At 63.3% G+C, this 14,230-nt stretch carries 16 protein-coding genes; 10 read left to right on the top strand and 6 right to left on the bottom strand.

Going from position 1 to position 14,230, the window contains the following annotated elements:
* Positions 1-60 precede the first annotated feature (60 nt).
* Positions 61-315, top strand: coding sequence for a hypothetical protein (locus ASR47_RS12175; RefSeq protein ID WP_065308047.1), 255 nt, complete (start codon positions 61-63; stop codon positions 313-315).
* Here the strand turns inward: ASR47_RS12175 and ASR47_RS12170 are convergent, their stop codons facing one another.
* Complete coding sequence (locus ASR47_RS12170; RefSeq protein ID WP_065308046.1) at positions 316-552, bottom strand: TIGR02450 family Trp-rich protein; 237 nt, start codon at positions 550-552, stop codon at positions 316-318. It abuts the gene before it with no gap.
* A gap of 72 nt (positions 553-624) precedes the next feature.
* On the opposite strand from ASR47_RS12170, the gene ASR47_RS12165 reads away from it, so the two are divergent.
* Together ASR47_RS12165 and pncB are read left to right on the top strand one after the other, a co-directional pair.
* Positions 625-1,482 carry a cysteine hydrolase family protein gene (locus ASR47_RS12165; protein ID WP_065308045.1) on the top strand — a complete coding sequence of 286 codons (858 nt, stop codon included), beginning with the start codon at positions 625-627 and terminating at the stop codon, positions 1,480-1,482.
* Positions 1,483-1,567: 85 nt separating this feature from the next.
* Complete coding sequence (gene pncB, locus ASR47_RS12160; protein WP_065308167.1) at positions 1,568-2,758, top strand: nicotinate phosphoribosyltransferase; 1,191 nt, start codon at positions 1,568-1,570, stop codon at positions 2,756-2,758.
* A gap of 6 nt (positions 2,759-2,764) precedes the next feature.
* Here pncB and ASR47_RS12155 read toward each other — a convergent pair whose 3' ends face one another.
* Positions 2,765-3,064: a putative quinol monooxygenase gene (locus ASR47_RS12155; protein WP_065308044.1), complete on the bottom strand. Its 300-nt coding sequence runs from the start codon at positions 3,062-3,064 to the stop codon at positions 2,765-2,767.
* 243 nt (positions 3,065-3,307) lie between these two features.
* Here ASR47_RS12155 and ASR47_RS12150 point away from each other — a divergent pair, with 243 nt between their 5' ends.
* The 5 genes from ASR47_RS12150 (at position 3,308) to ASR47_RS12130 (ending at position 7,742) form a co-directional block, all read left to right on the top strand.
* Positions 3,308-3,889: a DJ-1/PfpI family protein gene (locus tag ASR47_RS12150; RefSeq protein WP_065308043.1), complete on the top strand. Its 582-nt coding sequence runs from the start codon at positions 3,308-3,310 to the stop codon at positions 3,887-3,889.
* A 57-nt stretch (positions 3,890-3,946) separates the two neighbouring features.
* Positions 3,947-5,179, top strand: coding sequence for a GAF domain-containing sensor histidine kinase (locus ASR47_RS12145; protein WP_065308042.1), 1,233 nt, complete (start codon positions 3,947-3,949; stop codon positions 5,177-5,179).
* A gap of 24 nt (positions 5,180-5,203) precedes the next feature.
* A complete protein-coding gene (locus ASR47_RS12140; protein ID WP_245714336.1) occupies positions 5,204-5,863 on the top strand; it encodes a response regulator in 660 nt (219 codons plus the stop codon).
* A gap of 84 nt (positions 5,864-5,947) precedes the next feature.
* Positions 5,948-6,916 carry an IS1595 family transposase gene (locus ASR47_RS12135; protein ID WP_065308041.1) on the top strand — a complete coding sequence of 323 codons (969 nt, stop codon included), beginning with the start codon at positions 5,948-5,950 and terminating at the stop codon, positions 6,914-6,916.
* A 130-nt stretch (positions 6,917-7,046) separates the two neighbouring features.
* Entirely contained in the window at positions 7,047-7,742 is a 696-nt protein-coding gene (locus ASR47_RS12130) for a Crp/Fnr family transcriptional regulator (RefSeq protein ID WP_065308040.1), read from the top strand.
* A 212-nt stretch (positions 7,743-7,954) separates the two neighbouring features.
* Here ASR47_RS12130 and ASR47_RS12125 read toward each other — a convergent pair whose 3' ends face one another.
* Positions 7,955-9,136 carry an MFS transporter gene (locus ASR47_RS12125; RefSeq protein ID WP_065308039.1) on the bottom strand — a complete coding sequence of 394 codons (1,182 nt, stop codon included), beginning with the start codon at positions 9,134-9,136 and terminating at the stop codon, positions 7,955-7,957.
* A 90-nt stretch (positions 9,137-9,226) separates the two neighbouring features.
* On the opposite strand from ASR47_RS12125, the gene ASR47_RS12120 reads away from it, so the two are divergent.
* Both ASR47_RS12120 and ASR47_RS12115 read left to right on the top strand, forming a co-directional pair.
* Positions 9,227-9,676, top strand: a complete 450-nt coding sequence (locus tag ASR47_RS12120) for a winged helix-turn-helix transcriptional regulator (RefSeq protein ID WP_065308038.1) — start codon at positions 9,227-9,229, stop codon at positions 9,674-9,676.
* Complete coding sequence (locus ASR47_RS12115) at positions 9,673-10,881, top strand: D-amino acid dehydrogenase (RefSeq protein WP_065308037.1); 1,209 nt, start codon at positions 9,673-9,675, stop codon at positions 10,879-10,881. The genes ASR47_RS12120 and ASR47_RS12115 overlap by 4 nt, the downstream gene beginning before the upstream one ends.
* Before the next feature lie 51 nt (positions 10,882-10,932).
* On the opposite strand, the gene ASR47_RS12110 is transcribed toward ASR47_RS12115, so the two are convergent.
* The 3 genes from ASR47_RS12110 to ASR47_RS12100 are packed head-to-tail and all read right to left on the bottom strand — an operon-like array spanning position 10,933 to position 14,189.
* Positions 10,933-12,021 (bottom strand): DUF2147 domain-containing protein, encoded by a 1,089-nt coding sequence (locus ASR47_RS12110; protein ID WP_065308036.1) that lies wholly within the window; start codon positions 12,019-12,021, stop codon positions 10,933-10,935.
* Between the two features lie 14 nt (positions 12,022-12,035).
* Positions 12,036-13,118, bottom strand: coding sequence for a hypothetical protein (locus ASR47_RS12105; protein WP_150127779.1), 1,083 nt, complete (start codon positions 13,116-13,118; stop codon positions 12,036-12,038).
* A gap of 33 nt (positions 13,119-13,151) precedes the next feature.
* The gene (locus ASR47_RS12100) at positions 13,152-14,189 is read right to left on the bottom strand and encodes a MerR family transcriptional regulator (RefSeq protein WP_065308165.1); all 1,038 of its coding nucleotides are present in this window, start codon (positions 14,187-14,189) and stop codon (positions 13,152-13,154) included.
* Positions 14,190-14,230 lie beyond the last annotated feature (41 nt).

Below are 14,230 nucleotides of genomic sequence, written 5' to 3'. Positions count from 1 at the left end.
TAAACTTCCTGCGTGAGCGCGACCGGAATTAATCCATCTTTCTTTTATGGAGCAAACCTCGTGCCGATCAAATATGTTGGCTGTTATGAAATTGACTATACCGCCGAACGCCTGCGTGGCTGCGGTAGCTGGGGCGCCTATGTGGCCATCTTTACGCAGTCGCCCAATCCCATGCACCGCTACAATGTAACGAGCAAGCAGCGCGTCAGGGCCGACCAGCTGTTTGCCACCGAGGCGGAAGCGCAGGAGCAGGCGGCGGACGCGGCGCAGTCGCTGGTCGCATCGCGCCAGCGCAAATACTCGACGGGCGCCTGATCACACCCAGCCCTGGCGCCACACGCTGGCGTCCCGCAGCGCGCGCCATGGCAAGGTTTGGATGCGCTGCGAGTGCACTGCCTGCAGCTCCACTTCCGTTACCGGCGCGCCCGGCGTGTCCGGTTCGATCACCTTGATGACGATAAAGTGTTTTTCCTTGTTGACGGGCAGGGCGGCGGTCCATTTGCTATTGAGCAGCTTGTTGGCGCTCAAGGGATTGCGGGCGGGAAGGTGCATGGGCGGGCGCGAGTTGGCGTGGTGGCGAAGTTCCTATTATCATCGACATTCCCGACACGCACGAGGATCGCCATGAAACGCCAGTTGCACCTGCTTGTGATCGACCCGCAAAACGATTTTTGCGACCTGCCCGCAGACCTGATGCCGGACGGCTGTGCGCCCAGCCTGCCCGTGACCGGCGCCCACCAGGACATGCTGCGCGTGGCCGGCCTGATCCGCGATGGCGGCGCCGGCCTCACGCAGATCAGCGTCACGCTCGACGCCCACCACCGCTACGATATCGCCCACCCGACCTTCTGGCGCAGCGGCAACGGTGAACCTGTTTCGCCATTTACCCAGATCGGCGCGCAGCAGCTGCGCGACGGCGTCTATGTGCCGGCCGCGGACGGCGCCTTGCCGCGCGCGCAAGCCTACCTCGATGCGCTGGAAAGCGCCGGGCGCTACCAGCTGATGGTGTGGCCCGTGCATTGCGAGATCGGCTCCTGGGGCCAGAATATCCACGGCGCCGTGCGCGCCGCCTACAACGGCTGGGAAGTGGCGCAATTGCAGGTGGTAGCCAAGCTGTCCAAGGGTTCGAACCCGTGGACCGAGCATTATTCGGCCGTGATGGCCGAAGTGCCCGACCCGCAGGACCCGGCCACCCAGCTCAATACCGGCTTTCTCGACACGCTGGTATCGGCCGAGCGGATTTATATCTGTGGCGAGGCCGGCAGCCACTGCGTCAAGGCCAGCACCGAACATATCGCCGACTACCTGGAAGCGCGGCAGGGCAGGCAAGCGCTGGCCAAGCTGGTGCTGCTGACCGACTGCATGAGCCCGGTTCCAGGCTTTGAAGACCAGCAGCGCGATTTTCTGGCCGCCATGCTGGCGCGCGGCGCGCGGCTGGCCACGTCCGCTGAAATCCTGCCGGAATGGCAGGCCAACGCCTAGCGCACACGGCGTCGTGCAGGCGAGCACAACCGAAATCGCGGCAAAGGCGTACTATTCTGGCTACCGTAAAGTGGAGAAACAATACATGACCCCGATAGTACGCAGCCTGCTGGAAACCGATCTGTACAAATTCACGATGTGGCAGGCCCTGCTGCATGGCCATCCGAATACCCATACCGAATACGAATTCGTCTGCAGGAATACGCCGGCCTTCCCGCTGGCCGAACTGAAACAGGAAGTCGAAGAGCAGCTCGATCATCTGTGCTCGATGTCGTTCGCCGACGACGAGCTGGCCTATCTGCGCACCCTGCGCTTCATGAAAAGCGACTTTGTCGACTTCCTCACGGTGTTTCGCTTCCAGCGCAAATTCATCGACGTCAGCACCGATGGCGACCAGTTGATCGTGCATGCGGCCGGGCCGCAAGTGCATGTGATGGGCTTTGAAATCTTTGTGCTGTACATCGTCAACGAGCTGTATTTCCGCCGTTTCAATCTCGACGAAGCGCTGACGGAAGGGCGCGCGCGCCTGGACGCCAAGGTGGCGGCGCTGAAGGAATTGGGCAAGGTGCCGCGCCGCAAGCATCCCTTCGAATTTTCCGACTTCGGCGTGCGCCGCCGTTTTTCCGGCGCCTGGCATGACGAAGTGGTGCAGCGCCTGGCGCGTGAAGTACCCGAGTATTTCAAGGGCACCTCGAACGTCTACCTGGCCAAGCAGCTCGGCATCGTGCCGATCGGCACCATGGCGCATGAATACATGCAGTCGTTCCAGTCGTTTGGCGTGCGCCTGCGCGACTTTCAAAAGGCCGCGCTGGAAGACTGGGTGCAGGAGTACCGCGGCGACCTGGGCATCGCGCTGACCGACGTGGTCGGCATGGACGCCTTTCTGGCCGACTTCGACCTGTATTTCGCCAAGCTGTTCGACGGCTTGCGCCATGATTCGGGCGATCCGGTCGAGTGGGGCGAAAAGGCGCTGGCCCATTACGCTGCCCTGCGCATCGACGCCAATACCAAGCGGCTGGTGTTTTCCGACGGCCTGGACCTGGACAAAGCCATCGCCTTGTACCAGCATTTTGCCGACCGCATCATGACCGGCTTTGGCATCGGCACCAACCTCACCAACGACCTGGGCCTGACACCGCTCAATATCGTCATGAAGCTGGTGCGCTGCAATGGCCAGTCGGTGGCCAAATTGTCCGATTCGCCGGGCAAGACCCTGTGCAAGGACGAGACTTTCCTGGCGTACTTGCGCCAGGTGTTTCACCACCCCGCAGCCTGAGATTTGCTAGAAACCGACCACCACGGTATTCATGTGTTCGACCTGCGGTGGCGCGGCAAAAAATTCACCGACCAGCGCGCGCCAGGACTGGAATGCCTCGCTGCCGCGAAAATGCACGGTATGGTCTTCCAGCGTCGTCCAGCCCACCACCAGGCGATAGCCATCCGCATGCTCGATCGAGCGCTCCAGGCGCATCGACTCGCAGCCCTGCGCGCTTCTGAACAGCGGCACGGCGCGGGTGACGGCCGCTTCGAAGGCGGCGTGGCTACCGGTCTTGATCTGGATATGGGCAATTTCAAAAATCATGGCATTTCCACTGAAACATTGAGGGAGCTCGATGTTGCCATAACTTGCCGCCATTTGTGCGGGCAGGGCGGCGGCTGCCTGTTGTGCAGTGCAATGTAATTTGTTTGATCATGTTGGAAAAGGCAGGCAAGCGGTCTTGATCGCAGTAAGATACGGGGTAAGAGGGTCGGGCGCACGCTGGTGGTGCATGTGGTGCATGTTAACGCTAGGTTTTAACGCAACGTTTTTTCATGGGAGAACCAAATGGCAGCGAAAAAAATTCTGTTTTTGACCGGCGATTTTGCGGAAGATTATGAAACGATGGTGCCGTTCCAGGCCATGCTGATGCTGGGCCACACCGTGCATGCCGTCTGTCCTGGCAAGAAAAGCGGCGACACCATCAAGACGGCGATCCACGATTTCGAGGGAGACCAGACCTATACCGAAAAGCCGGGCCATCTGTTTGCGCTCAACGCCAGTTTCGATGACGTATCGCCAGGCGACTACGACGCCTTGATGATCGCCGGCGGACGCGCGCCCGAGTACCTGCGCCTGAACGACAAGGTGATCGCCTGCGTGCGCCATTTTGCCGAAGCCGGCAAGCCGGTGGCCGCCGTCTGCCACGGCGCGCAACTGCTGGCCGCCGCCGATGTCATTCGCGGCAAGCGCATTTCCGCCTACCCGGCCTGCGCGCCCGAAGTCAAGCTGGCCGGCGGCGAGTATGCCGACATCGCGGTGACCGATGCCGTGACGGACGGCCAGTTCGTCACGGCACCGGCCTGGCCCGCGCATCCGGCCTGGCTGGCGCAATTCGTCAAGCTGCTCGGTACCGAGATCCGCCTGTAAATGTTGTTCCTCCCGGCGTGCCGCCGCGCCGGGATTTTTGGATGAATCGATTCAGTCATGCACCTGCCGCGTAGCTCCTCCTCCCGCAAACAACTGCCCGCCTCGCGCTGGCGCCAGCGCCGCCTGGCCCAGGCGCCGGCAAGCCTTACCGCCGCGCAGGAGCGGCAGCTGGCGACCCTGCAAGCCATTTCCGCCCTGCTGGCCGGGCAGCACGCCATCGATGCCTTGTGCCGCGGCTTTTTGCGCCATGTGATGGATTTTTCCAGCGCCGTGGGCGGCACCGTGCGCATCCTCGATCCGCACAACGACACCGTGCATATCGTCGTTCATGAAGGCATCTCCGACGCCATGCTCGAGGAAGAGCACTGCATGCGCAATAACGACTGCCTGTGCGGCGCGGCCGTGGCGCAGGGCGTGATCCAGATCCGCGACTTTCGCAAGGTCGGGGCGATCGAGCGCTTCCGCTGCCAGGAAGAAGGCTTCAGCGCGATTGCGGTGTTTCCCATCGTGGTGCGCGACAAGCCGATCGGCAGTTTTTCGCTGCACTTTGTCAAAACCACCGTGCTGGGAGAGCAGCAGCACGGCTGGCTGGCCACCCTGGGCCACAGCCTGGGCATCGCCATCGACAACCAGCGCCTGATCGCACGCGAAAAGGAATTTGCCGTCGCGCGCGAACGCAGCCTGCTGGCAGAAGGCCTGCACGACAGCATCGCGCAAAGCCTCAATTTCATCAGCCTGCAAGTGCAGATGCTCGACGATTCGGTGCGCCGCGGCGAACTGGGCGAAGCGGCCGACGTGCTGCCGCTGATGCGTATGGGCGTCGAGCAGAGCTACCAGGATGTACGCGAACTGCTGGTCAACTTCCGCACGCGCTGGCATGGCAGCGATCTGGAAAGCAAGCTGGCCGAAGTGCTGGGCAAATTCGAACTGCAGACGGGCATCGCCAGCGCCTTGCAGATGACGGGCAACGGCGCGCCGCTGGCGCCCGAGCAGCAGCTGCAGGTGCTGTTCATCGTGCAGGAGGCGCTGTCGAATATCCGCAAGCACGCGCAGGCCGGCAAGGTGCAGGTCATGGTCGACAACGGCCGCGATTTTTCGTTGCAGGTGCGCGACGACGGCGAAGGCTTTGCGGCCGACATGCGCGACCAGAAAACCGAAGTGCGGATCGGCCTGCGCATCATGCAGGAACGGGCCGAGCGTCTCGGCGCGCGCTTTGTCATCGACAGCACGCCGGGCGGCGGCACGACGATCTCGCTGGCCTTGCCCGAAACACGGCGCCAGACCGCCTAACAGATAACCAGGTAACTTAGCACAGTGAACGATACAATCAACGCCCCCATCACCATCCTGCTGGTCGACGACCACACCTTGCTGCGCAGCGGCGTCAAGCTGCTGCTGCAGCGCAATCCACAATTTCTGGTGGTGGGCGAAGCGGCCAATGGCCTTGACGGCATTGCGCTGGCGGGCCAATTGCAGCCCGACGTGGTGCTGATGGACCTGAACATGCCGGGCCTGTCCGGTGTCGAAGCGCTGCAGCAGATCTTGCTGGAGTGGCCCGAGATGGTGGTGCTGATGCTGACGGTGTCCGAGAACGCGGCCGACCTCGGTGCGGCCCTGCGCGCCGGCGCGCGCGGCTACCTGCTGAAAAATATCGAAGCCGAGCAGCTGGGCCAGGCGATTTTGCGCGCCGCCGCCGGCGAGTCCGTGATCGCCGACGCCATGACGGCCAAGCTGGTGTCGCAGTTCCGCAGCGGACAAGCCGCGCCTGAAGCCGACTACGACAAGCTCACGCCGCGCGAACGCGAAGCGATGGCCTGCCTGGCGCAAGGCATGAGCAACAAGGAAATCGCGCGCCAGCTCGACGTGGCCGAAAGCACCGTCAAGATCCATGTGCAAAATATCCTGAAAAAACTCAAGCTCAGCAGCCGGGTACAGATCGCCGTGTATGCTGTCGAGCGCAACCTGGGCAAATAAAAAGGCTATGTCACCCAAAGCTGTGGGAACGCGCCGCAGTTGCTGATGTCTGACTGATCAGGTATTTCCTTTCAGGAGCCGATCATGGACACCGCCCAGTGGCAGGCCTTCGCCAGGCAATTTCCGCAACTGTCGCACCGCCAGCGCCTTGCCAGCAGCGATTTATTGCGCACCAGCGCGCCACAGAATGCGGCCGTCCTCCTGATCGAGCAGACAGCACAAGCGCAACTGCATTGTCCGGCATGTTTATCGACACATTTCCACCGCCACGGCCAGGCCCACGGCCTGCAGCGCTATCGCTGCGTGCCTTGCCGTAAAACTTTCAATGCCTTGAGCGGCACGCCGCTGGCGCATCTGCACCACAAGGAGCGATGGCTGGCCTACGCCGACTGTTTGCTCAACTCGTTTTCGGTGCGCAAGGCCGCTGCGGACGTAAATGTCCATCGCAACACCAGTTTTCGCTGGCGCCATCGCTTCCTCGCCCTGGCCAAGACCGACCGGCCACGCTGCCTGCACGGCATCGCAGAAGCTGACGAGATGTATGTATTGGAGTCGCAAAAAGGTTCAAGACACATGACGCGTCCGGCACGCCGACGTGGTGGCTGCGCGGGCAAACGGGGCATTTCCAATGAACAGGTGTGCGTGCTGGTGGCGCGCGACCGCACCGGGCAAACCGTCGATTTCGTGACCGGCCTGGGCCAGCTGACCAAAACCAAGCTGCACGCCTGCCTGCCGCCGGTGATCGACCGTGACATTTTGTTGGTGAGCGATGGTCATCCGGCCTATCCCGTGTTTGCCAGGGAGATCGGCATCGAGCATGCGTCCGTCAACTTGCGGGCCGGCATCCGCGTGCGCGGTACGGTGCATGTGCAGAACGTCAACGCCTATCACAGCCGGCTGCGTGGCTGGCTGCGCGCCTTTCATGGCGTGGCCACGCGCTACCTGCCGAACTACCTGGGCTGGCGCTGGATACTGGACGCCCGAAGAATATTGTCCCCCGAAAGCTTGCTAAGGGCCACGCTGGGCTCGTTCCCACATTTGCTGGTGACATAGCCAATAAAAAGCCGCAAAAATTGATCTGCATGCCGCTTTTGGCTAGCTGCCCCTACTCCCTTTGACGTATGGTCTTGACCTTGCCCTCCCATTACACTTAGTTATTCGCTAATCAAATGAAGAGAGTGTCATGCATAAGGTCAACGTCGACGGCTTGTTGTCGAGCCAAGCTCTGTTTCGCCATATTTCCCCTTCGCAGCTCGAACAATTGCGCCAGGATGTGGTGCGTGTCGAACTGGAAAAAGGCAAGGTCCTGTTCCGCAAGGGCGAAGTGGCGGAAGGCGCGTACGTGGTCGTGTTCGGTCTCGTCAAGCTGAGCGTGTTTTCGATGGAAGGCACCGACAAGGTGCTCGAACTGATCCGCCCCGGCCAGAGCTTTGGCGAAGCCATGATCTTCCTCGACGAACCTTATCCATTCTGCGCCGAAGCGCTGGAACACTGCCTGCTGCTGCGCATCCCGCCACACGCGCTGCTGCGCCTGCTGGACCAGTCGCCGCGCATCGCGCGCCAGATGATGAACAGCCTGTCGCACCACCTGATGGGTTTTATCCGCAATGTGGAACGCTGCTCGGTGCAGAACGCCACCCAGCGCGTGGTCGAATACCTGCTGCAGGCGTCGGACCAGCAGCGCTCGAACGAAGTCAAGCTGGACCTGAAAAAGAGCCTGCTGGCGTCGTTCCTGAATCTGGCGCCCGCCACCTTGTCGCGCGTGCTGCACCAGCTGACCGATCTGCACCTGATCAAGGTCAGCGGCTCGCTGATCCAGATCGAGCCCGATGCATTGAAAACCTATCGCCATGGTTCGCCAACGGCGTTGCTCAATTGAGTTGAAGCAGGGGGCAGAACCTGGTCCCGTTCAGTTAAGCTGTCCGACGCATGTCAATGCAGAAGGCTTACAAACGTAAAAATGGCGGGCCGGAGACGCGAGCCCGAGAAAATGCCGATGGCGGCGTTGCAGCTGCTCGCCGACCATGCAGACCCTCAACACCGCTAACGTAAAGGTCATCGCCAACAGTGACGGGGGGCTGACCCCAGCAGTTAGTTGCTCGGCAAGGTCAGCCGCCAGAACACCAAGGCCATCAAGCTGACCGCCGCGCCCAGCGCGCACACCCCATGCCAGAGCGCCAGCGCATACACGCTGGTGGCGGCAATCGCTCCCAGTCCGCTGCCCACCGCATAAAACAGCATGTAGCACGCCACCAGGCGGCTGTGGGCGTCGCTGTCGTGCTTGAAGATCAGGCTTTGGTTGGTGACGTGTATCGCCTGGCCGGCCAGGTCCAGCGCGATAATGCCGGCGATCAAAGGCCACAGCGCGCTGCCGGCAAACGCCAAGGGCAGCCAGGACGCGAGCAGCAGCAACAGCGCCGCGCCGGTGGTCCATTGCGCGCGGCCACGGTCGGCCATCGCCCCCGCGCGCGCCGCGCCCAGCGCGCCGGCCACACCCACCAGCCCGAAGGCGCCGACGGCCGCATGGCTGTAGCCCTGCGCGCTCAAAGGGAATACCAGCGCGCTCCAGAAAATGCTGAAGACGGCAAACAGCAGCAGCGCCAGCACGCCGCGCACCCGCAGCACGCGATGGGTTTTCAGCAGATCAAACATCGACGCCAGCAGGGCGCCGTACGACAGTTTGCGGGCCGGCGCCACCGGTGGCGGCAGCATGCGCCACAGCAGCAACAGCAGGGCCAGCGACAAGCCGGCCGACAGCAGATACACGGCGCGCCAGCCGGCCAAATCCGTCACCACGCCCGACAGGGTGCGCGCCAGCAGCAGCCCGATCACCACGCCACCCTGGGCCGTACCCACCACGCGGCCCCGTTCATGGCTGGGCGCCACGCTGGCCGCATAGGCGATCAGCCCCTGCGTCATGGCCGTACCCAATAAGCCCACCAGCAGCATGCCGGCCAGCAGGGCGGCGGTCGAAGTGGCGCAGGCCAGCGCCGCCAGGCTGATGCCCAGCAGCCCCAGTTGCAGCAAGGTCAGCCGGCGCCGGTTCAGCATATCGCCCAGCGGCACCACCAGCAGCAGCGCCAGCGTGCAGCCGGCCTGGGTGGCCGTGATCACCATGCCGCTGCTGGACGGGTGCATGCCGAATTCCTGCGCCAGGGTGTCAAGCAGGGGCTGGGCGTAATACACATTGGCCACCGACAGCGCGGCGGCGCAGGCAAACAGCCAGACCAGCGGCCTGGAAACGGTGGCAGTGTGAGAGTTGGTATCGCGCATAGGTATCCTGTAAACTGGTTTCAAATTAAAACCAGTTGGAGTTTATGCCGACAAGTTTTAAAATGCAACCACTCATTCCTGGAGATCCCGATGGCCAAGCGCAAAAGTTTGCGGTCCGATTCCTGCCCGGTGGCGCGCGCGCTCGACGTGGTCGGCGAGCGCTGGGCGCTGCTGATCGTGCGCGACGCCTTTGATGGCATGCGCCGCTTCGGCGAATTTCAAAAAAGCCTGGGCGTGGCGCGCAATATCCTGGCCGACCGCCTGCAGGGGCTGGTGGAAGAGGGCATTTTTACCATCGCGCCGGCGTCGGACGGCACCGCCTACCAGGAATACGTGCTCACGCCCAAAGGGCTGGCGTTGTTCCCGGTGGTGGTGGGTCTGCGCCAGTGGGGCGAGGCGCAGCTGTTTGAAGCGGGCGAAGCCCATTCCACTTTGCTTGAACGCGGCTCCGGCGCACCTTTGCGCACACTACAGGTACAGGGCGATGACGGCAGGGTGCTGCAGGTGGGCGACACCGTGGTGCGCAAGGTGCAAGCTTGACGCGGGTGGCCGTGATCGGCGCCGGCATCACGGGCGTGACCACCGCCTATGCGCTGGCGAAGCGGGGCGTGGACGTGACCCTGATCGAGCGGCACCGCTATGCGGCGATGGAAACCTCGTTCGCCAATGGCGGGCAATTGTCGGCCTCGCACGCGGAAGTATGGAACCACAAATATACGATCCTGAACGCATTGAGATGGATGGCCAGGCGCGACGCGCCACTGCTGCTGCATCCGCGCCCCAGCTGGCACAAGCTGTCGTGGTTTGCCGAATTTTTGGCCGCCATGCCGCACTACGAACGTAATACCATCGCCACCGCGCGCATGGCGATCGCCGCGCGCGAACACCTGTTTGCGTGGGCAGCCGACGAGGCCATCGATTTCGACCACCGCCGTGCCGGCATCCTGCACGTCTACCGCGAGCGCGCCGGTTTTGACCGCGCGGCCGGCGTGTCGCAGCTGCTGGCCAAAGCGGGGCTGCTGCGCCGCGCCGTCACGCCGGATGAAATGCGCGCCATCGAGCCGGCCCTGGCCGGCGAATTCTTTGGCGGCTACTACACCGACAGCGATTCCACCGGCGACATCCACAAGTTCACCTCGGGCCTGGCCGAGGCTTGCCTGCGCCGTGGCGTGGCGTGCCGGTACAGCCAGTCCCTCACCTCATTGAAGCGTGAAAACGGCCGCGTGAGGGTCACCACCGATGCCGACAGCACGGTGTTCGATGCGGCCGTGATCTGCGCCGGCACCGCCAGCCGCGCCATGGCCGCCATGCTGGGAGACCATGTGAATGTGTATCCGGTCAAAGGCTATTCCATCACCGTGCACCTGGACGACGCGGCCAGCCGCGCGGCGGCGCCCACCGTCAGCCTGCTCGATGACGCCACCAAACTGGTCAGCAGCCGCCTCGGGGCAGACCGCCTGCGCGTGGCCGGCACGGCCGAATTCAATGGCGAAAACCGCGACATCCGCGCCGACCGCGTGGCGCCTTTGCAGCGCTGGGTCGAACAGCATTTCCCCGATGTGAACACACGGCGGGTGGTGCCGTGGGCCGGCCTGCGCCCGATGCTGCCTGGCATGCTGCCGAAAGTGGGGCCGGGCAGGGCCGCCGGCGTGTTCTACAACACCGGCCACGGCCACCTGGGCTGGACCCTGGCGGCGGCCACGGCCGAAATGGTCGGCGACGCCGTGCTGGCGCAGGCGCGCTGATAAATGCCGGCCGTCGCCATCGTGATTTTTCCAGCGTGCAGGCGCCTGCTTTTATGCCCCGGGTTTCGGTAGTACGCCGCCAAGCGCTGCCCGTCCCTGCGCCGTCAACAACGGCGTTACTTTCGCATACGGCACGTTGAAATCCTGCTCGCAGCCGCTGCCATACGCTTCTTCCCAGAAGCGCATGCCGGTCTCCGTCAGGCTCAGGTGGTAGTAGCCCCGGCCCTGGTAATCGGCCTTGCACTCGTCGCCGATCTCCACATCCTTGAATAATGTCGCTCGCAGCTTGGGAGGCAGGGCGCTCACGTCGTAGCTGCCTGCCTGCGATTTCGTGCCGAACCATTGCCAGACATCGACCTCCTTGCCGGTCTGCAGATCCCAGGTACGGAACTGGTTGCTGATGCCATTGCGGCCCATGCCGGCGGCCCAGCGGTAAAAGCTGATTGTCACATGGCGCGATGACCAGAAGGTTGGTTCCGCATGCACTTCGTCTTCCATCACGTTGCCATCCATGCGCAGGAAATTGCGGCGCTTGTCAAAATACTCGGCCAGGTCGGCCTTGTTCCTGGGCAGCACGGCGCGCAGCTGTTGGTTGATACTGGCCAGCGCCGGCGCGGTTGGCGTCAGCAATTCAACCGTGATCTGGTCGGCCAGGCGCAGGCTGCGGAAGGTGTAGGCCTTGCTGTCCTTGAACAGCATGGCGCGGCTGGTCACCAGTTTTGGAAAGTCCTCGAGCGCGGCGTTGTAGGCGCTGCTGGCGCAGGGCTGCTCTTCGCCGGCCGGCGGGCGTATCAGCTGCAGCTTGACAGGCAGCGTCTTGCCGTTTTTTGGATGATGCCAGGTGCCGCTCAATTGGCCGTCCTGGGCCGGCGCCAGCTGCCAGCTGCCCGTCTTGTCGTCGCCGTCCGTCACTTCGGCCCACGGCTGCTTGCCTTCGGCTTGCAGCAGGCCGATCGGCGTCTTGTGGCGCGCGTAGTAGTAATTGCCGCGGTTGTCGTATTTGCTGGGCAAATTGAAGCAGGCGGTGATCTCGTTGTTCCCCAGCTTGCCCTGCCAGACGCCGGCAAGGTCGCCGTTGTCGGTGGCGGCGGCCTGCGCCAGTGCGGGCAGGCAGGCGAGTAAAAAAGAAAGTCGGCGCATCGTTCGGTCCATGGTCAGTTTTTCGGTGTGGCCTTGGGCAGCAGGTCGCTCAGCGCGGCGCGGCCCTGCGGCGTGAGGAAGGGAGCGACTTTATCGTAGGGAAGCAGGAAATCCTCTTCGCAGCCGCTGCCGCGCGCGTCCTCCCGGAAGGACACGCCGTCCGCCTTCAGCGTCAGGTGGTAGCGGCCCTTGCCCGGGTAATCGCCTTTGCATTCGGGGTCGGCCACGGCATCCTTGAACAGCGCCTGGCGCAGGCGCGACGGCAGTTCGCTCTTGTCGTCGCCCTGGCTGGCGCGCGTGCCGAACCAGGTCCAGACATCCGTTTCCTGTCCGCTCTTGAGGTTCCAGGTGCGGTAATTCATCGAGATGCCGCTGCTGCCGTAGCCGGCCGCCCAGCGATAGAACTTGATCGTGACCCAGCGCGCCGACCAGTACGTCGGGTCGGCATGGACTTCGTCTTCGGCCGCCCAGCCGTTCTGGCCCAGGTGCTGGCGGCGCGCCTTGAAATAGCCGGCCAGCTCGGCCTTGTTCTGGGGCAGCACCTCGCGCAATTGCGCATTGATTTTGGCCACGCCGTCGCCTGGCGCCAGCAGCTCCACCGTTATCGCATCGGCCAGGCTCAGATTGCGGTATTGGCGGCCTTCGAAGCTTGTCGGTTTCGCGGTTTTGAGGGGCGGCATGGCTTCCAGCGCCGTGTTATACGCATCGCTGGCGCAGGTGGGGTGATCGAGGCCGCCGGCCGCCGCCAGCAGCCTCAAGGCGACCGGCAGCGACTTGCCGGTTTTCGGATGCGTCCAGCTGCCCGTGATGTTGCCGCCCTGAGGCGGATTCAGGCTCCAGTTGCCAGTGACCTGATTGTTCGCATCGGTTTCTTTCCACGCGGTCTTGCCCTGGTCCTTGGACAGCATGATGGGTGCCTTGTAGCGGGTGTAGTAATAGCTGCCGCTGCTGTCCGAGCCGCTGCCCGGCTGGTTGAAACAAGCCACGATATCGGCGCCGCCGAGCGTGCCCTGCCAGACGCCTTGCAGGGAAGCGTCGGCGGCCATGGCAAGCGGCATGATGGACAGGGACAGCAAACAAACAGCAAGGCGGCGCATTGATTTTTCCCGGGCGTTGAACATGCGCCGATTCTACAGGGCGCCCCGGCTTTCCTGCGCCACGATGGCCATCGCCGGCGCCAGATAGCCGATCATCGCCACGGTGACAAAGCTGCCCTGCAGCAGGCGCGGTTCCTGCTGGTGCGCCTGGCGAAATTTCAGCTGCGTGGCCGGGTTCGTGCCCGCATACGACTGGAACAGCTCCCGCCATTGCCGCGCCAGTGCCAGCACCGCCGGATCATCGGCCGGCGTGCCGCTGTCAAGCGCGGCGCGCACGGCGGCGATCAGGGCCGGCCACTCACTGGCGCGCTTGCCGTAGTTGGCCTGCAAATACGCGTATTCATCGTCATCGAGAAAAGGGCGGTACAGCGCGATGCGCGAGGCGCCAAACGCGCTGGTGACAAAACCCATCAGCTCCCCGTCGATGCCGGTCTTGGCCTGCATGCCCGGTTCTTGCGCATGCATGGTATTCAAGCGTGCAAACAGGCCCGGGTGGGCGCTGGTGTCGCGCACCAGCTTGACCATCCATTCGGTGGCCAGCGCCTGCGCGTCAAGCGAGGTGGCGGCGGCACCGGCGTTCATCAGCGTCCGCACGCGCGCCACCAGCGCCTGCCATTCCTGTTCCACCGCCGCGTCATTCAACATCGGCAGTTGCCGCACTTCGTCCTGCGTAAAATATTTGTCGATCATGTTCATCTGCTCCATTGTGACCAGCCAGTCGGCCAGTTCCGGTTCCTGTCCTTGCTCCAGCTGCGTTTGCAGCACCAGCAGGCGCGCGCGCAGGCCGCTTGCCTGCGCCAGCTGCTGGTCCAGCATGGCGATCTGTCTGGCCACGATGCTGGAGAGGGGCAGGTCGGAACTGGCCAGTGAGGTTGCGATCTCGGCCAGCGTCAGCCCGAACCTGCGCAGCGCCATGATCCGGTGCAGCCGGTCCATGTCGCTGTGCTGGTAGAGGCGGTAGCCGGCCTGCGTGCGCGCCGAAGGCGAGAGCAGGCCGATGCTGTCGTAGTGGTGCAGGGTGCGCACGGTCAGGCCGGTCAGCCTGGCCAGCTCGCCTATTTTCAACAGCATCGTCTTCTCCTGGTCTTCGTTGCGTACATCCACAATGGCGC

This window comes from Janthinobacterium psychrotolerans, assembly GCF_001677885.1.
GTDB lineage: Bacteria > Pseudomonadota > Gammaproteobacteria > Burkholderiales > Burkholderiaceae_D > Janthinobacterium > Janthinobacterium psychrotolerans.
This window is presented reverse-complemented; position numbering and strand designations above follow the sequence as displayed.